At 30.4% G+C, this 16,908-nt stretch carries 20 protein-coding genes; 2 read left to right on the forward strand and 18 right to left on the reverse strand.

Annotated elements, in window-relative coordinates; all coding sequences use genetic code 11:
- Positions 1-3 precede the first annotated feature (3 nt).
- The 10 genes from ABXT45_RS05200 to ABXT45_RS05245 form a co-directional block, all read right to left on the reverse strand.
- The gene (locus tag ABXT45_RS05200) at positions 4-771 is read right to left on the reverse strand and encodes a pyrroline-5-carboxylate reductase (RefSeq protein WP_415313031.1); all 768 of its coding nucleotides are present in this window, start codon (positions 769-771) and stop codon (positions 4-6) included.
- A 32-nt stretch (positions 772-803) separates the two neighbouring features.
- Positions 804-1,715 (reverse strand): glutarate dioxygenase GlaH, encoded by a 912-nt coding sequence (glaH, locus tag ABXT45_RS05205; RefSeq protein ID WP_415313032.1) that lies wholly within the window; start codon positions 1,713-1,715, stop codon positions 804-806.
- A complete protein-coding gene (locus ABXT45_RS05210) occupies positions 1,715-2,038 on the reverse strand; it encodes an AzlD domain-containing protein (RefSeq protein WP_415313033.1) in 324 nt (107 codons plus the stop codon). Before ABXT45_RS05210 ends, glaH begins: the two co-directional genes overlap by 1 nt.
- Complete coding sequence (locus tag ABXT45_RS05215; RefSeq protein ID WP_415313034.1) at positions 2,028-2,732, reverse strand: AzlC family ABC transporter permease; 705 nt, start codon at positions 2,730-2,732, stop codon at positions 2,028-2,030. The genes ABXT45_RS05210 and ABXT45_RS05215 overlap by 11 nt, the downstream gene beginning before the upstream one ends.
- Positions 2,732-3,517, reverse strand: coding sequence for an ABC transporter ATP-binding protein (locus ABXT45_RS05220; protein WP_415313035.1), 786 nt, complete (start codon positions 3,515-3,517; stop codon positions 2,732-2,734). Before ABXT45_RS05220 ends, ABXT45_RS05215 begins: the two co-directional genes overlap by 1 nt.
- The gene (locus tag ABXT45_RS05225) at positions 3,517-4,257 is read right to left on the reverse strand and encodes an ABC transporter ATP-binding protein (RefSeq protein WP_415313036.1); all 741 of its coding nucleotides are present in this window, start codon (positions 4,255-4,257) and stop codon (positions 3,517-3,519) included. Before ABXT45_RS05225 ends, ABXT45_RS05220 begins: the two co-directional genes overlap by 1 nt.
- Positions 4,257-5,309, reverse strand: a complete 1,053-nt coding sequence (locus ABXT45_RS05230) for a branched-chain amino acid ABC transporter permease (RefSeq protein ID WP_415313037.1) — start codon at positions 5,307-5,309, stop codon at positions 4,257-4,259. The genes ABXT45_RS05225 and ABXT45_RS05230 overlap by 1 nt, the downstream gene beginning before the upstream one ends.
- Positions 5,309-6,202: a branched-chain amino acid ABC transporter permease gene (locus ABXT45_RS05235; RefSeq protein ID WP_415286014.1), complete on the reverse strand. Its 894-nt coding sequence runs from the start codon at positions 6,200-6,202 to the stop codon at positions 5,309-5,311. The genes ABXT45_RS05230 and ABXT45_RS05235 overlap by 1 nt, the downstream gene beginning before the upstream one ends.
- A gap of 64 nt (positions 6,203-6,266) precedes the next feature.
- On the reverse strand, positions 6,267-7,508 hold the full coding sequence (locus tag ABXT45_RS05240) for an amino acid ABC transporter substrate-binding protein (protein WP_415295405.1): 1,242 nt from the start codon (positions 7,506-7,508) through the stop codon (positions 6,267-6,269).
- 112 nt (positions 7,509-7,620) lie between these two features.
- A complete protein-coding gene (locus ABXT45_RS05245; RefSeq protein WP_415313038.1) occupies positions 7,621-8,235 on the reverse strand; it encodes a LysE family translocator in 615 nt (204 codons plus the stop codon).
- A 135-nt stretch (positions 8,236-8,370) separates the two neighbouring features.
- On the opposite strand from ABXT45_RS05245, the gene ABXT45_RS05250 reads away from it, so the two are divergent.
- Together ABXT45_RS05250 and grxC are read left to right on the forward strand one after the other, a co-directional pair.
- Positions 8,371-8,667 (forward strand): TIGR03643 family protein, encoded by a 297-nt coding sequence (locus ABXT45_RS05250; RefSeq protein WP_415286018.1) that lies wholly within the window; start codon positions 8,371-8,373, stop codon positions 8,665-8,667.
- Positions 8,668-8,670: 3 nt separating this feature from the next.
- The gene (gene grxC, locus ABXT45_RS05255; protein ID WP_415313039.1) at positions 8,671-8,925 is read left to right on the forward strand and encodes a glutaredoxin 3; all 255 of its coding nucleotides are present in this window, start codon (positions 8,671-8,673) and stop codon (positions 8,923-8,925) included.
- A gap of 1 nt (position 8,926) precedes the next feature.
- Here grxC and msrB read toward each other — a convergent pair whose 3' ends face one another.
- The 8 genes from msrB to mreC form a co-directional block, all read right to left on the reverse strand.
- Entirely contained in the window at positions 8,927-9,301 is a 375-nt protein-coding gene (gene msrB, locus ABXT45_RS05260; protein ID WP_415313040.1) for a peptide-methionine (R)-S-oxide reductase MsrB, read from the reverse strand.
- 4 nt (positions 9,302-9,305) lie between these two features.
- The gene (locus ABXT45_RS05265; protein ID WP_415313041.1) at positions 9,306-10,256 is read right to left on the reverse strand and encodes a D-2-hydroxyacid dehydrogenase family protein; all 951 of its coding nucleotides are present in this window, start codon (positions 10,254-10,256) and stop codon (positions 9,306-9,308) included.
- A complete protein-coding gene (locus tag ABXT45_RS05270) occupies positions 10,249-11,148 on the reverse strand; it encodes a DMT family transporter (protein WP_415313042.1) in 900 nt (299 codons plus the stop codon). The genes ABXT45_RS05265 and ABXT45_RS05270 overlap by 8 nt, the downstream gene beginning before the upstream one ends.
- Entirely contained in the window at positions 11,149-12,390 is a 1,242-nt protein-coding gene (locus tag ABXT45_RS05275) for an NAD(P)/FAD-dependent oxidoreductase (protein ID WP_415313043.1), read from the reverse strand.
- A gap of 69 nt (positions 12,391-12,459) precedes the next feature.
- Positions 12,460-13,581, reverse strand: a complete 1,122-nt coding sequence (rodA, locus tag ABXT45_RS05280; RefSeq protein ID WP_415313044.1) for a rod shape-determining protein RodA — start codon at positions 13,579-13,581, stop codon at positions 12,460-12,462.
- Positions 13,582-15,546 (reverse strand): penicillin-binding protein 2, encoded by a 1,965-nt coding sequence (mrdA, locus tag ABXT45_RS05285; RefSeq protein ID WP_415313045.1) that lies wholly within the window; start codon positions 15,544-15,546, stop codon positions 13,582-13,584.
- Positions 15,536-16,057: a rod shape-determining protein MreD gene (gene mreD, locus ABXT45_RS05290; RefSeq protein WP_415313046.1), complete on the reverse strand. Its 522-nt coding sequence runs from the start codon at positions 16,055-16,057 to the stop codon at positions 15,536-15,538. Before mreD ends, mrdA begins: the two co-directional genes overlap by 11 nt.
- Positions 16,054-16,905, reverse strand: coding sequence for a rod shape-determining protein MreC (mreC, locus tag ABXT45_RS05295; protein WP_415313047.1), 852 nt, complete (start codon positions 16,903-16,905; stop codon positions 16,054-16,056). The genes mreD and mreC overlap by 4 nt, the downstream gene beginning before the upstream one ends.
- Positions 16,906-16,908 lie beyond the last annotated feature (3 nt).

Here is a 16,908-nt window from a genome sequence, read left to right on the forward strand (position 1 = left end):
ATTTTATTTATTTAATCTTTTATGTATACTACTGAGTGTCTTCTCTAAAGATTTATAAAAACCAGCTTTTGTTAACTCTTTAACACCTTGTTCATTTAATCCTTTTGGTGTTTGAGATTCTTTTACTAAGTATTTTAAATCTTTTTTAGAATTCACAACCGCATCTTCAGATAACGCTAAAAATAAAGAAGTTATATATTTTTGTGCATCATTTCGCTTAACTCCTCTTTTAACCAACCAGTCAGTCATCACTCTTAACAGTTCATAAAATGGAGCCATCATTCCAGATGTTGACCAGAAATTAATTGAAGATTTTTCATTTTTAATTTCAACTGTTGTGCCAATTTGATTAAAGAAATCTTTTACCTTTTTATTGGGTGGGTAAATTGGTACTGGTCCTTTTTTTAATGATATTGGAGGTAACGGTATTGCTCTTATAATTTTTGCCTTAACTTTAATTGCTTTTTTAAGTTGAGCTAAAGTAATTGTTGATATGAAGCTGATTATAGTTTGATTTGATCTAAACTTTAAATTTTTAATAATTTTTTCACCCACAGTTGGAGTTACTGATAAAAATATCCAATCACATGAATTAACTATTTCCTGATTATCTTTGCTAATAGTTATCTTTTTAAACTTTTTTTTTAAGGTGCTAGATATAGATTTATTTCTCTGCGAGATGATTATTTTATTATATGGAATACTAGAGCTACAAATACCAGTAACTACTGCAGATGTAATTTTACCTGTTCCTATAAAGCCTAATTTCATAAATATAGTTACTTTATAGTGATATTGGTGAATTAATTAATAAAAAAAGAGCCTCTAATTCTCAACAGTTCTCTACTTAAATCTTTATTCTCTTTGAAAGGTTTTCTTCCATGTAGCCAAAAATAATTATTAGCTACAATACTTGACCCAGGTGCTAGTTTAGTGATTACTTTATTCTTACTCTCCTCCAAACCATCTGATAACTTTTGTAAGAAAATTCCTTGATCCATATTTTTTGGCTCAGGGAATTGATCAATATAAGAAATTTTTGACTTACCCTTATCATCTGTAGTGAAAACTGGATGTTCAACTTTATATTCTATATTTTTACTTTTAGGGGAACCCCAAACAAAATCTTTTCTTCCAACTGGATCATTAAATAAATCCTCACAATGTTCCCAGTCATCAAGATGAAGCATTGCCGTTTCTCCACCCTGAACATTTTGTTCTTCAATTTTAGTCATAAGTAGCCAATCTGTGGTCTCCTTAACATATGTTCCGTCTGTATGAAGATCCATATTTGTGTAGGCTTTTCTCAAATACGAATCACTTTTATCTTCGTGCTTTACAAAAAATCTTGCATAATATTTTCCAGCCATTGCATCATGGTTTGGATTACCAATTAAATAAGCAATTGCTGTTGATAGTTTAACTAAAAACGTATCATTAATTTTTGGACTTATATTTTTTGGACCAATTATAAAACAGCCCGTGTCTCTGTCTCTTACTATTGAATTAAGTAATTTGCTTAATTTATTAGAAGTTAAATCGTCTAAACTTTTAGCAATAGTAAATCTAGTAAATGGTTTATACTCCAAAGCAGTGATATCAAATTTGTTGAATGGAAATATCAATTTCTCTAAAATTTCATCTTCAATTCTAATATCAATTATTCTTTTTGAATCTTGATGTTCGGTTATTGTTATTCCAGAGATATTTTCCATTAGAGATAATTACTTAGTACCGTCATTATGATAGCAGAAATCACAGTTGGATAAACAAAATTTCTTTTTGAAATAAAAAATATGAATAAACAAAATAAAACCACAACAATTCTACTTAGATAGCTAGCATCAGACAAAACACCTACTGGAAATATAATTGTTCTGGCTATTAATGCAGCTAGTGTTGAATAAGCAAGACAATTAAACCATCTAAATAACTTTGAAGTTTCTTTTATTCCTTCTGATGAAATTACACCCAATAATCTAGATGAAAAAGTTGCTAATGATGTAACTAAAATTGCAAGAACTACACTAGTTGACATTTAGCTCTCCTATAAAATAAGCAATGGTTCCACCAACTAACCCACCTAGTAAAATTGACCACTCAGGTGATAGAAAATAAAATATTGGTCCCAATAATAGACCCAAAATTACTGCAGCTGTAATTTGAATGGTCTTCATTGCACCCACCATCATACATAGGAAATAAATTGGGTTTAAAATTGCTAAACCCATCATCATATTTTTATCTAAATAATCTGAAGCATAAAAACCAATAAAAGTGCCTATTACTGCTGTAGTCCAGGTTGCACAACCAATTCCAATCCAAAAATCAATTCTGTATTTTTTTTCAACACTTTTATAATTACTCTTCATTATCAGCCATGCAGACACAGCTATGAAGTGACAAGAAAAATAATATTTCCATTTAGGTTGGCTTTTATGCATCATTAATGGGAATAAAGAAACTGCCATTGGATACAATCTTGCATTAACAAACCAAACAGCCAAAAATATATTAAGTAAAGATGCTCCAACTAATAACGACTCCGCCATTACTAGCGATCCAGGTAGTGCATAAGTAAGCATTGTTGAAAAAATACTTTCTTGAATATTAAAACCCAAATTTTTAAGAAGTGCACCTATTGCTATAAAACAACAACCGAGTGCAAGGGCAGGACTATCAGGAGCTAGAATTGATCTAAAACCTTTAAAGAAAAATTCTTTATTAATCATTAACCTCCAAGGAATAATCTACCAACATCAGGATTTTTTAACAAATCATCCCCTTTGCCAGCGATCGCAGTTTGTCCAGATACTAAAACGTAACCTATATCTGCAAACTCTAATCCCTTTTTAGCATTTTGTTCTACTAAAATAATTGTTTTCTTCTCTGTTTGTTGAAGATCCCTTAAAATTTCAAAAACCATATCGATATATCTTGGCTCTAATCCAATAGATGGTTCATCAACTAGTAATACCGATGGTTTCATAACTAGTGCTCTAGAAATTTCTAATAATCTTCTTTCTCCACCTGATAAAACTTTAGCAGGTTGATTTCTTCTATTTCTTAATCTTTCATATTTTTCAAAAATTCTTTCTGCTTCTTCATGGGACTCATCAGTATTTTCTTTGGAATAACCACCCATCAATAAATTTTCTTCAACAGTCATATCTGGAAAAACAGAATTATCTTGAAGTATATAAGCAATTCCACATGATGTAAGTTTTTGAGCTGGAGTTAAGTTGGTAATTTCTTTTCCATCAATTTCTATTTGTCCTGAAAAAATATTTGTAAATCCATAAATAGAATGAAGTATTGTAGATTTTCCTGCACCATTTGGTCCAATCAAACATAGTGACTGAGCCTTACTTACATTTAAATTAAAATCATGAAGTATTTCCATTTTACCATAACCCGCTGATAATTTTTTTATAGTTAGGTGGTTATTATCTGGTGATAGTTTTTGTAAATCTTCTGGCCCTGGTGCTTTACCTAATACATCATATTGATTTGACATTATTGTGCTCCCAAGTAAGCGTCTAGCACACGCTTATCATTTTTAATTTCATCTGGAGTTCCGTTTGCTAACATTTGACCGTGTGCTAAACAAAAAACTCTTTGTGCTAAATTCATTATTACTTTCATATTATGTTCTATAACTAACAAGGTAATTCCATAATCTTTATTAACACTGATTAAACGGTCAATTATTCCATTAATTAAAGTAGGGTTTATTCCAGCTGTTGGTTCATCTAATAAAAGCATTTTAGGTTCATTCATTAGTGCCATTGCAAGTTCCAATAGTTTTTGCTGTCCAAATGAAAGATCTCCTGCTCTGAGCTTTCTTTTTTGATGAAGCCCTACAAATTTTAATAATGTCTCAGCTTTATCTGTTAAATCAGAAGGTATCTTTTGAAATACTGATAATATTCCATCATTCTCAGGTTTATTACTGATTAACATATTTTGAATACAGTTTAATTTTCCATAAATTCTAGTTTGTTGAAAAGTTCTAAGTAATCCAAGCTTTGCAACAACAGGCACTGGCAGTTCTGAAACTTCTGTACCATCAAATTTAATTGAACCATTGTCGATTGGATAGGTTCCTACAATAGAATTAAATAAAGTAGTTTTACCAGATCCATTTGGACCAATTAATCCAACAATTGAACCTTGTTCAACTGACATTGAAATATCAACATTAGCTTTAACGCCACCAAAAGACTTACTTACATTTGATACGTCTAATATAGCCATTACTTTAATTCCACCTGTGCTTTTAAGTCAGCTTCATCGACAACTTCACCAAATCTTTCAGGATATTTTTCTCTTAACCATCCCATTACCCCTTCAGGAAAATAAACAACGATTACAATAATTAAAACTCCAAGAGCAACATACTGCCAGCCCAAGAAGTAAGTCCAAAAACCTTCTTTAAATAAGTGAAATATAGTTGCACCAACAAGTGGCCCCCATAAAGTTCCTTTACCACCAAGGATTGCCATTAAAACCATGAACACACCAAACGTTGGTCCAGCAAATGCAATTTCGGTTGGTTCAATATATCCATTTATATGACCCATTAATCCTCCAGCAATTCCAACAAAGAAAGCTGATACCATCCAGCCAATAATTTTATATCTCATGGTGTGAATTCCCATTGCCTCCGCTTTATCTTCATTGTCTCTTATTGCATTTAAAGCTAATCCAAATCTTGTGCTGTAGGCCCACTTCAAAGTAACAAAAGTTACAACTGCGAGAGCAAAACACAAATAATATAAAAACTGAGATGATGATGCATTAGATCCAAATCCTTTTGGCCAAACTGGAACAGTCATACCTTGGCCTGCACCAATAATCTCAATTCCACCCGCTAGTTCGCCTGCAGCAATTCCTAATGCTAAAGTACAAATTGCAAAGTAGTGTCCTCTTAAACCTAAAATCCCATAACCAATTACTCCTGCAATTATTGTCGGAATAATTCCTGCTAACAATATACCAACACCAAAACCTTGAAAAAATTGCGGGATAGTATGAACAAAAGTTTTTTCTCCTCCCGCATCTGTCCACTCAGCAAGTGAAAAAAACATTGCTATTTGAGTGCTTGATGCAACATACATTCCGACACCAAAAAATAATATATTACCGAATGTATTATAACCCATCTGTCCACCTTGAACATCCCAAGTCATAGCTAAGACAATTAATATATAAAGAAACGATAATTGAAGTTTATAAGCTGGAAATATGAATGCTCCAGCCAAACCAAAAATTATTAAGCCTGCGTATAGGAGTGTATTTTTATTCATTATTTTAAATACTCTCTTTTTCGAGCTAATTTAAACCTTCTATAAACCAATATAATAACTAGTAACGAGAATACTGCTGCAATTCTAAATTCTGTTCCAAGCAGATAATCTGCCCATTCTTCAAATACACCAAGTCCCATTCCTGATATTGCAACAGCTGGTAAATTTCCAAGACCTGCAATAATTACAATCATAAAAGATCTAACCGTGTAAGGTAGTCCTGTGTAAGGGTGAAGTGTAAATGTGATTGCAATACATGCTCCTGCTATTCCACATAATGCTGCATTAATTCCAAAAGTTGCAGCATATACTTTTTCTGTATCAACACCCAAGATCTTTGCTGCTCTTGCGTTTTGAGCAGTTGCTCTAATTGCTCTACCTAATTTTGATTTCTTCATGTAGATAACAAGAATAATTGCAGATATCACACAAACAGCTCCTGAAAATATTTTAGCATTTGGCAGTGTAACAGAGTTGTTAAATAACATTGTTGTTCCAAAATTTGATTGAGCAACTACTACGTCTGCACCAAATGCAAAATTCATTAGTTGTTGAGCTAAAATACTAATTCCAAAAGTTGCAAGAATTGAAGTAAATAAATCTTTATCTACTACTTTATTAATAACAAGTTTGTACATTCCCCAACCCACACAATACATTATGATTGGTGATACAATTACTCCAAAAGCTGGGTGTATTCCTGATAAATACATAAAGTATGCAATGTATCCACCCATTATTACTAATTCTCCTTGAGCAATGTTTATTATATTCATTACTCCCCACTGCAATGCCATTCCGTAAGCGATTAATGCAAACAAAATACCAAGAAGTATTCCGTCCATTGACGCTTGAACCATTAAAATAGGAGCTTGGAAAATTAATAAATCCATAAATTCTTTAGATGTTTATAAAAAAATGCCCCCTATTACTAGGGAGCATTTTACATATTAGGTATTATCTTTCTGACCAAGATGGAATTGGGTGCACCAACTCAGCTGATGCCCATTTTGTCGGAGCTACAACTTTGTTTTCACACACACTACCATCATCGTTACATGATACTTGGAAAAGTACCATTGGCTTAGATACGTTTTGTCCACCTGCAGCAAATTTTATGTTTCCATAAAAAGTTTGCATATCAGTTGCAGCTAAAGCATCTCTAACTTTTTTAGTATCAAATGATTGTGCTCTTTCGAACGCATCTTTAAAAACTAATAAAGCAGCAGAAGATTCGGCAGCTTGGTATGGCGGCGCATATCCAAATGCTTTAGTAAAGTCTGCATCATATTTCATACCACCACCAAAGTAGTTATCTTTGTATGATAGAGATTTATGCCATTGAGAAGCACAAAGTGCGTACTCAGAAGCTTTACCATGTTGCTTGGATAATTTAGCAGCATCACAGTGAGTCATTGCTAACATTTTCACGTCAACTTTCATCTCTGAGATTTGTCTAACAGCTGTCAAAGCACCTTTTGTATGACCTGAAACTACAAGAACGTCTGGATTTGTAGCTTTTACTTTAGATAAAGTAGCAGCCATATCGTTAAGCTCTTTTGGTAACTTGTCATCTATAATGATTTTAGAACCTGTTCTTTTAGCAGCTTCAACAATACCCAATCTCACATCTTGTGAAAAAGCATCTTGTTCAAATGCCATTGCAATCTTAACTGGCTTTCCACCATTTTTTTCAACCGCAAGGTCAATTGCTACATCAAGATATAAGTTCGCTGGGGCAAGTACTGCAAATAAATATTTGTATCCTTTAGTGAATAACGATCTAGATGCACCGTTTGCTTCAACCATAGGAACTTCATATTTTTCAGTTACAGGAGCCATAGCTTTTGTAAGTCCCGAGCTATAAGGCCCAAGCATAAACTTAACACCATCTTGTTGAATTAATCTTTCTGCAAGTTGTGCTGCTCTTCCTGAGTTTGATTCATCATCGTAATAAATAATGTCAAACTTATAAGTTTTTCCACCAACTTTAACACCACCCATGCTGTTAATTCTCTCAACTGCTAAGTTATAGCCGTTTTGAGTATGAACACCATTAGATGAATATTTTCCAGTTAATGAAACAGCTGCACCTAAAATAATTTTATCTCCAACTACCTTTGCAAAAGATATAGTTGAAGCTGAAATTAAAAGAGCGATTGCAGAAACTAAAGTAATAAGTATATTTCTGATTTTCATTTTATTTCTTCCTCTATTAGTTTTAAATTTAAAGAACAATTAAACATCTAAATGAATAAAAATACAACTAACGTCATACAGACTTAATTGCCGCAATTATTTTAATAGTTAATTAATATTTTTGAATAAACGCAATAATAATTGCAATTATAATTAATACGCACGCTGAAATTGTATTTATAACTTTTGGGTTTGCTTTTATCCAAATAATTAACTTTCTAGCAAGTACAGCATAAGCAATTAGAGATAAAAAATCTAAAACAACATACGTTGTGATCAAAATAAAAAATTGAACGATATAATTTGAATTAAAGTCAATAAACTGTGGAAATATTAATGGAAAGAACATCCAAGCTTTAGGACTTGTCCCTGCGACTAAGAAACCATCTTTAAAAAAAGAAAAAAAACTTTTTGATGAAATATTATCTGAACTTACATCTTTAAGTCTTGAATTGTAAATATCATAAGCGAGATAGAGTAAGTATGCAATTCCTATCCACTTAAAGATATTTAAAAAATTTGGATTATCGACAAAAAAAGATCCCAAAACAAAAATTACCAATGTGGCTTGAATAATATTTGCTGTGATATCTCCAAGAGCTGTCCAAATACACTTTTGAACTCCATAATTCATTGAATAAGAAATAATTACAATTCTAGGTGTGCCAGGAGTAATAAATAAAAATAAAATTATCTGTAAAAAAAGGAAATAATTTAAAGGGAGCATTTTAAGGTTTAAGGATAGTCCAAAAAAACCGGGAGCTAAAGATGGCTAAGATGGACTATCTAGATTTAAAGATACCACGACCCTTAATAAAATGCATTAATCATTTTTTTCAAATATAATGATTATTGAGGATTTATGAAAAAAAAAGGTCACACCCCCATAACTAGAGTTAAAAATCCAGAGCCCCATATATCAGATCCTGACTGGATCGTTTGGGCTGCTTGGGCAGATCGTATCACTTTTGAGGAAATTGAGAAAAAGACTGGAAAAACAGAAGGTGAAGTAATTAAAATTATGAGACGATCTATAAAGCCTGTTTCTTTTAGATTGTGGAGAAAAAGAGTTAATCAAAAAAGTATTAAACACAAAAAAAAGTTCGAATATTCGAGAAAAGAAATTACTAGCAAAATTAAAAAGAATGATTATTTATAAGTCATGAAATCAGTAATTATTTATACAGGACCACTTTGTGCTTTTTGCGATGCAGCAAAAAAATTATTAACTAGAAACAACGTTGAATATAAAGAAATCAACATTGCAACTGTAGATGGGGCTATGGATGAAATGATTACAAAAGCTAATGGTAAAAGAACTATTCCTCAAATTTTCTTTGATGATCAACACATTGGTGGTTACGATGATGTTAGAGCCCTTGAAAAAGAAAATAAATTACTAGAACTTTTAAAATAAATTAATTTTTAGGCTTAAAGGTTAAACAAACACCGTTATTACAATATCTTTTGCCTGTTGGCTTTGGTCCATCTTCAAAAATATGACCATGATGGCCACCACATTTTTTGCAATGATATTCCACTCGCTCATAACCTAATAGAGTGTCTGTTTTAGTTTCAAAAGCATCTGGTAGTGATTGATAGAATGAAGGCCAACCTGAACCACTTTCATATTTAGCATTTGAATCAAATAATTTTTCACCACAATTAGTACAGTGATAGCTACCTTCTCTCTTCTCTCTATTTAATTCGCTTGTGCCTGGTGCTTCCGTACCATCTTCAAATAAAACTAATTTTTGTTCCGCAGTAAGATCTGGATTAATTTTTTTTGTCATAAGCTTATTCTATTACTCTTAAAGGTTTACCAGCAACACAAGCTTCTAACCCTTCAATCATCTGTGTATAAAACATACTATAATTTTCTGCAGTAACATAACCAACATGAGGCATTAATAATGCATTTGGTAAAAATCTTAATTTATTACCTTCTGGTAAAGGTTCTTTTTCATAAACATCAAGGCCAGCACCAGCAATAACATTAGTTGAAAGTGCTATGATTAAATCATCCTCATTGATAATTGACCCTCTTGATGTATTAACTAAAAAAGCAGTTTTCTTCATTGTGTCTAACTCCTTTAATTTTATTAAATCTTTATATCTTTCTCCACCTTGAACGTGAATAGATAGAAAATCAGAATTTTGAAATAAATCTTCTTTGCTACAAGGTAATACGTCTAATTCTTTACATGTATCTAGGTTTAAATTTTCACTCCAAGCCATAACTTGCATGCCAAAAGCTTTTCCAATCTTAGCAACTTGTGACCCAACTCTTCCAAGTCCAACTAAACCTAAAATTTTTCCCTTAAGCTCAAATCCAATAGTTGATTGCCAGTAACCTTGATACATATTATCAATTTCTTCTTTAAAGTTTCTAGCTAAACCTAAGATTAAACCCCAAGTTAATTCTGATGTACCTGAAAAACCAATCTCAGTTCCACACACTATAATCTTTCTCTTTTTTGCAGCAGCTAGGTCGATAGCTTTATTTCTTGAGCCGCTTGTGATGATGTATTTAAGGTCATTTAAATTATCAATTAAATTTTTAGTAATAGGAGTTCGTTCTCTCATTATCAATAACGCTTCAAAGTCTGATAATTGCTCTATAGCGTCTGCTTCATCCTCAAATGGTTCACTGAATATTTTAAATTCATATTTTCCAGATAGTTTTTTTAAATCAACAAACTCATGAGAAACATTCTGATAATCGTCTAAGATAGCAACTTTAAGCATTTTTTATTTTTCTATTTGATAAAAGAATTCCAGTTAAAATAAATATTGCGCCTAACATATGGTAAAACATAAATTTTTCATTAAAAATAATCATTGCCATAATTGCACTTAATATAGGCATCATATGCAAAAAAACACCTGCACGATTAGCTCCTATTAAAGAAACTCCTTTTATCCAAAAAATAAAAGAAGCAAGACCTGGAAACAACACTACATAAAACAAAATCATTAAAAAATTTTGATCTAGAATAATTCTATAACCCATTTGATACTCTATAAAATATATTGGAATTAAAAAAATAAATCCAAATGAAATTACCACTTCTAGTAATCCCAGTTGAGATAGTTCATGTTTTTTTTTCTTTAATAATGCGGAATAGGTGGCCCAAGACAACATTCCAAAAACCATTGTAATGTCACCCTTATTAAAATCTAAATTTATTAATATTCCAAGATTTGCTTTGGTTATAATCAAAACAACTCCAATGAAAGAACATGTAACTCCCAATATTTGAAAAGTATTAGTTTTCTCAATTTTTAAAATTGATGAAATGAAAATGATCATCACTGGTATTGTTGATATCATCAACACTCCACTGATTACTTGTGTAAAGTTTAAAGAATAATAGACGATTGAATTAAATATAGTAACACTGGTTATTCCAAGCACTGTGTAATATTTATAATTTTCTAAAATATAACTTCTTTTCTTAAATAACTCTTGAATTGTAAATGGAGCTAAGATCAACCAAGCAAAAAGCCATCTATAAAAATTTAATGAAAATGGAGGTATTTGATATTGACTGGCAAATTTTCCAACTAAAAAATTTCCTGACCAAAATAAAGCTGCTAAAAATAAAAAAATATACGCAACATTATTTTTATTTATCACTTAGTTAAACCTAAGAGAACTATATGGTTTTAAATTTAAGTTTGTGTTTTCTTCAGCAATCATTCCAGAGATTATTTTCCCTGAAATTGGTCCTAAAGTCCATCCTAAATGATGATGACCAAAACAATAAAAAACATTTTTGTATTTTTTTGAAGGTCCTATTACTGGTAAATAATCTGGTAATGTAGGTCTAAAACCAAGCCACTCATCTTCATGCTCAGGTAAATCACCCATCATATATTTTGCATTATTAATTAAATTTTTAACTCTTGATTTAGATAATGGGTTATCTAATCCACCAAATTCGACAGTGCCTACAACTCTAAGTCCTTGTTCCATAGGTGTAATACCAAACCCTCTATTTTGGAAAATTACTGGTCTACTTAAAAGATGATCACAATCTTTAAAATGAACATGGTATCCTCTTTCAGTATCAAGAGGTATTTTTTCATCCAAATTGTCTGTTAGTTTTTTTGAAAACGAACCACAGGCAATTACAATTTTATCAAAAAGAAAGCTTTGTGTTTCAGCTTTTATAACTGGTTTTTCATCATCAAAACTTATGTCTTTAACATTCATTTTTAAAAACCTGCCACCCTTTTTTAAAAAAAGATCATAAAGTTTTAAAAGAATTTTTTTTGGATTTCTAGCATGTCTACCATATTGATAATAAACACCTCCATGATAGATCGGTTTTATGTTTGGTTCTAAATCATGAATTTCTTTTGGTGTTACTTCTTGTTGGTCAACACCCAGTTCATTTCTAATACTGATTTCAAGCTCTCTACTTTTTAAGTTTTGACCATTCCAAATATATAAAATACCTTTTTTTTCAACTAGTCCTCCAAGCTCAATATCATCAAATAACTCATCATAAGCTGGTAGTGCTAAATCCAAAATTTGATGCATATTTTTAGCAGTGTGCATCATTTTTTTTGTTGTGCAGTTTCTTATAAACTTTAAAAACCAGGGTACCATTTTTGGAACATAGTTCCATTTCAGCGCAAGTGGCCCTGTCGTGCTTAAAAGCATTGCAGGGACATCACTTAAAACATCAGGTCTATTTATTGGAACAGATGCATATGGAGAAAAGTGACCAGCGTTACCATAGGATGCAGCGGGACTTCCCGGCTCATCTCTATCAAATATTGTTACACTGAAACCTTTTTTTTGTAAAAATAACGCATTGGAAATACCCTGTATGCCAGCACCTACAATTCCAATTTTTAAATTTTTTCCCATGACACTTTATATAATTCTTAAATTTAAATATTCTCGCGACAAATTCGACAAGTAAAAGTGTTAAAATAATTAAGCTATTAGTTGTTTATAGTTAATTTTTGCACTCATAACGATTGCAAATCCAATCATTGTTGCTAGCATTGAAGATCCTCCATATGACATAATTGGGAGTGGTGATCCTACTATAGGCAATAAACCCAAAACCATAGACATATTTACTGTTACATAAAAGAATATTGCAGACCCATAGCCATAGCAAAAAAGTTTAGCAAAATAACTTCTCGATATTACGCCAATTCTTAATACTCTGTAAATAATGATTATATAAATTAGCAATAAAAATAAAGACCCTAAAAAACCTTGCTCCTCTGCAAATAAAGTGAAAATAAAATCTGTATGTTTTTCTGGTAAAAATTCTAAATAACTTTGAGTACCTTTTAAAAATCCTTTACCAGTTAAACCTCCTGATCCAACTGCTATTTTAGATTGAATAATTTGATAGCCCGCTCCTAAAGGATCTCTATCTGGATTAAGAAATGTTAAAATTCTCAGTTTTTGATAAGGCTGTAAAAAAGCAATAGCAAACGGCAGTGAAATTAATAAAATTATGAATGAATATATAAAATATTTAATATTAATTCCTGCAAGCCAAATAACTACTAATCCACTTAATGCAATTAAAATTGAAGTACCCAAATCAGGTTGAATAATAACAAGCATAATTGGTAAAATTAAAATTACTAAAACGACAAACATAACTTGAAAACTATTAACTTTATTGAGTTGTATACGGTGATAATATTTAGCAAGACATACTATTATTGCAATTTTCATTAATTCAGATGGTTGCAAATTAATAAAATATAAATTAATCCATCTTTGCGATCCTGAAGCTTTAATACCATATAAAGAAGCCCAAACTAAGAGAAGCAAAACAACAACATAAAAAAAATAAGCAAAATTATGCCAGAACTTTATATTTAAAAATGACATGAAAATCATCATTGTAAAAAAGATCAAAAATTTTGAAATATGACTTTTGCTATGAAATAAGATTTCTCCACCATCTGTTGAATACATAGACAAAGCACTAATCAATCCTAGTAATAAAATACAAATTACTAAAATATAATCAAAATTTCTTAATTTATGAAAAAAGGTGGGTTGTGAATTAAATGAGTTGTATTGCATTTATATTTTTAAATTATTTTGTTTACTTTGTTTTTCCCTAAGCTCGTGTCTATCTATAATTAATTTAAAAAGTTTTTTTGCAATCGGGGCAGCAGTGGAGCTGCCTGATCCACCATGTTCTATAACAATACTTAATGCGTATCTCGGATTCTTATATGGACCAAAAGCTATATATAAAGCGTGATCCCTCTCATTATATGGAATTTCAGAGGTACTTAAATCAAGTTTTCTTGCAGCTTCAGTTATTCTTCTAACTTGTGATGTTCCTGTCTTTCCAGCAAATTGATATTTGGGATCTTCAATTCGTGATTTGTAAGAAGTTCCTCTAATTTCATTTGTGGATGCAAACATCGCATCACGAACTAGGTTTATGTTTTTAGAACTTTTAAACAAGGTTTCATGTCTTTTTTTATTTAAAAACTCTAAAAGTTCTGTTGCGTCTTTCAAACCACTATCTTTTTTATTTAATTCTTTTCTATTGTCATTCATTATAACTCTAATTTCTTCTGCTGTTTTGCTATCCTCTTCCACTATTATTTTTGGGTAAATCTTAAATCCTCCATTCGCAAGTTGAGCTGTCATTTGACATAATTGTAATGGTGTTGTTTGAGTGTAGCCTTGTCCAATACCTGTAATTAATGTTTCACCTATAACCCAGCCTCTGCCCAAATTATTTTTTTTCCATTTAGTGTCAGGAATTAGTCCTTTTTTCTCATTACTAAATGTTTCATTTAAAACTTTTTCTCCAAGACCAAATTTTGTAGATGTTTCTTTTAATCGGTCTACACCAAGTTTTCTTGCAATCTCATAAAAATATGTATCACATGACTGCTTCATTGCACTTTTTAAATCTACAATACCATGTCCTTTTTTTTTCCAACAATGATAAGTTTGCCCATACATTTCAATTTTTCCTTTACAGTTAACTTTAAAATTTTCATCAATAATTTTATTTTCTAGTGCTGATAAAGCTACCATTGGTTTGAATGTTGAGCCTGGTGAGTATAAGCCTGATAAAGTTTTATTAACTAATGGTTTTAATGGATTATTTCTAATTAATTGCCAATCATCTTGGTTAATTCCAAAAAGAAATAAATTAGGATCAAATGATGGAGACGATTGCATAGCAACTATTTCACCAGTATAAATATCCATTACACTTATAGAACCAGCCACACCTTTCAAAAGTTTTGTACATAATTTTTGAATTTCTGTATCAATTGTAAGTTGGATTGTTTTGCCATTCAATCCATTTGTATGATCAAGTTGGCTAATTCTTTTTCCATAAGCATTAACTTCATATCTTTGGATGCCATTTGTACCAATTAATTCATCTTCAAAGGTTTTTTCTAAACCAGTTTTTCCTACTTTAAGTCCTGGTACATGTGTGTTTTTTATAATTTTATTATTTAAGATATCTTTTTCACTCGCCTCACTAACATAACCCAAAACATGTGTATAACTCTCATTGAACGGATAGTTACGTGAGACAGACAGAACTGGTTTAGCTCCTACTAAATCGTGTAAAAAATAATTAACTTTAGTGAACTCTTCCCAAGTTAAATTTTTTGAGATAATTATAGTTTCCCAAGGTCTTTGATTATTTTTTTGTTTTATTATTTTTTTAAAACCATTATTACTGATTTTTAAAATTTCTTTTAACCTTACCATTAGATATCTAAAATCTTCTACTTCTTCAGGAATGACATGAAGTTGGTATACTTTTAAATTACCAGCAATAATATTTTCAAAATAATCTAAAAACTCACCTCTAATTGGGGGTAATTTCCATTCTCGTAATCTATTTTTGTCAGATAGTGTTAGATATTTTTTGTTCTCTGTTATTTGTAATGAAAATAATCGAGTTATTATTCCAGTAAATACAATAAACTTAGCAGCACCAATAATAAACATTCTTCTATTAATGGTTTGAATTTTTTTTACACCAAAATCTTCACCCAGCATTATTGTTTCTCACAAAATAGCTTTCAAAAAAATCAAATAAATTTGAAAATAAAAAATAAAATAAAAAAGTGAATGTAATATTTATTATTTGGTCAAAATAATTTAACTCATAACTAAAAATAAACTTTAAAGATAAAAACAATAATGAATTTATAATTAAAATTGTTAAAAGAAAAAATATACAATCTTTTAATAAACTTGGTCTCAAAGTGATATTTCTAAGATAGGATGCTGCTACACAAAGTATTAGATACATTAAACTGCTTAATCCAATTGGAGTTCCTGCCACAACATCATTAAATAAGCCTGCTATAAAAATATAAGTATATCCTAAACTTTCATTTTTTTTTAGATTGTAGTAAAAAATTAAAATGTATGAAAAGTTAAATGAAAAATATTTCAAACTTAAATGATTAAAATCATAATCATTTAAAACAGATGCAAAAAGTAGAATTAAGGGTACTTTTGATAGTATTATTTTAGTAAAATTTTTATTTCTTAACCCTGTCATTTGTTCTCACTCTTTTTATATGAAACAACTTTTACAAATTTTAATTGAGAAAAATCAGAAAAAAATTCTACTTTTTTTTCATCACCCAAATTTTCCACATTCATTCTTCCTATAGGTATTCCAGCCTTGAATAAACTGCCTGCTCCAGAAGTGTAAATAACAGACTCATTTTTTATGTCCTCATATTTTTTACTATATTGAATAACCGCATAATCTTTACCTGTACCTGAAAGTATAGAGAATACTGCGTTTGGTTCTACTATAACTGGAATTTTACTATTCAAATCTGAAAGTAGTAATACCCTAGATGACAAATAATTAACCTCAACAACTTTTCCAATAAGATATGCTCCATCCACTACAACCATTCCAAGGTTGATTTTATGTTTACTACCTTTGTTAATGATGATTGATCTTAAAAATGGACTGCCTTTATCACTTAAAACTTTAGCAATTATAGTGTCTGATTTAACCAGATAATCATCAACTATATTTTTTAATCTTTGATTTTCTAAAATTATAAATTCATTTAATAAATCTTTACCTTTTAAAATTTTTAGTTCAGATTTATTTTTTTCATTTTCCTTATAAAGCTTGTTGTGATTTTGAATTGTAAGATAGCTATCTTTTAATAAATTCTCTGGTACAGAAATTATAAAGGAAGACCTATAAACTATTTCATTAATACCTATTTTTACATAGTTTATAATTTTAAAGTTAAAACTACCTAAAGTTAAAAAAATTATAGAAAAAAATATTAAACTTAATAACGAGAACCTTTGCTGTGTTCCTTTTTTTAAAAAAGCAGATCTTATTGCAATTACAAAGTCATCTCTACTTGTTTCCATTAT

This window comes from Candidatus Pelagibacter sp. Uisw_106 (genome assembly GCF_047724975.1).
Taxonomy (GTDB): domain Bacteria; phylum Pseudomonadota; class Alphaproteobacteria; order Pelagibacterales; family Pelagibacteraceae; genus Pelagibacter.

Excerpts from the sequence above, each read along its gene's own strand:
- ABXT45_RS05200 (WP_415313031.1), bottom strand. The coding sequence starts at position 771 with ATGAAATTAGGCTTTATAGGAACAGGTAAAATTACATCTGCAGTAGTT.
- glaH (WP_415313032.1), bottom strand. The coding sequence starts at position 1,715 with ATGGAAAATATCTCTGGAATAACAATAACCGAACATCAAGATTCAAAA.
- ABXT45_RS05210 (WP_415313033.1), bottom strand. The coding sequence starts at position 2,038 with ATGTCAACTAGTGTAGTTCTTGCAATTTTAGTTACATCATTAGCAACT.
- ABXT45_RS05215 (WP_415313034.1), bottom strand. The coding sequence starts at position 2,732 with ATGATTAATAAAGAATTTTTCTTTAAAGGTTTTAGATCAATTCTAGCT.
- ABXT45_RS05220 (WP_415313035.1), bottom strand. The coding sequence starts at position 3,517 with ATGTCAAATCAATATGATGTATTAGGTAAAGCACCAGGGCCAGAAGAT.
- ABXT45_RS05225 (WP_415313036.1), bottom strand. The coding sequence starts at position 4,257 with ATGGCTATATTAGACGTATCAAATGTAAGTAAGTCTTTTGGTGGCGTT.
- ABXT45_RS05230 (WP_415313037.1), bottom strand. The coding sequence starts at position 5,309 with ATGAATAAAAATACACTCCTATACGCAGGCTTAATAATTTTTGGTTTG.
- ABXT45_RS05235 (WP_415286014.1), bottom strand. The coding sequence starts at position 6,202 with ATGGATTTATTAATTTTCCAAGCTCCTATTTTAATGGTTCAAGCGTCA.
- ABXT45_RS05240 (WP_415295405.1), bottom strand. The coding sequence starts at position 7,508 with ATGAAAATCAGAAATATACTTATTACTTTAGTTTCTGCAATCGCTCTT.
- ABXT45_RS05245 (WP_415313038.1), bottom strand. The coding sequence starts at position 8,235 with ATGCTCCCTTTAAATTATTTCCTTTTTTTACAGATAATTTTATTTTTA.
- ABXT45_RS05250 (WP_415286018.1), top strand. The coding sequence starts at position 8,371 with ATGAAAAAAAAAGGTCACACCCCCATAACTAGAGTTAAAAATCCAGAG.
- grxC (WP_415313039.1), top strand. The coding sequence starts at position 8,671 with ATGAAATCAGTAATTATTTATACAGGACCACTTTGTGCTTTTTGCGAT.
- msrB (WP_415313040.1), bottom strand. The coding sequence starts at position 9,301 with ATGACAAAAAAAATTAATCCAGATCTTACTGCGGAACAAAAATTAGTT.
- ABXT45_RS05265 (WP_415313041.1), bottom strand. The coding sequence starts at position 10,256 with ATGCTTAAAGTTGCTATCTTAGACGATTATCAGAATGTTTCTCATGAG.
- ABXT45_RS05275 (WP_415313043.1), bottom strand. The coding sequence starts at position 12,390 with ATGGGAAAAAATTTAAAAATTGGAATTGTAGGTGCTGGCATACAGGGT.
- rodA (WP_415313044.1), bottom strand. The coding sequence starts at position 13,581 with ATGCAATACAACTCATTTAATTCACAACCCACCTTTTTTCATAAATTA.
- mrdA (WP_415313045.1), bottom strand. The coding sequence starts at position 15,546 with ATGCTGGGTGAAGATTTTGGTGTAAAAAAAATTCAAACCATTAATAGA.
- mreD (WP_415313046.1), bottom strand. The coding sequence starts at position 16,057 with ATGACAGGGTTAAGAAATAAAAATTTTACTAAAATAATACTATCAAAA.
- mreC (WP_415313047.1), bottom strand. The coding sequence starts at position 16,905 with ATGGAAACAAGTAGAGATGACTTTGTAATTGCAATAAGATCTGCTTTT.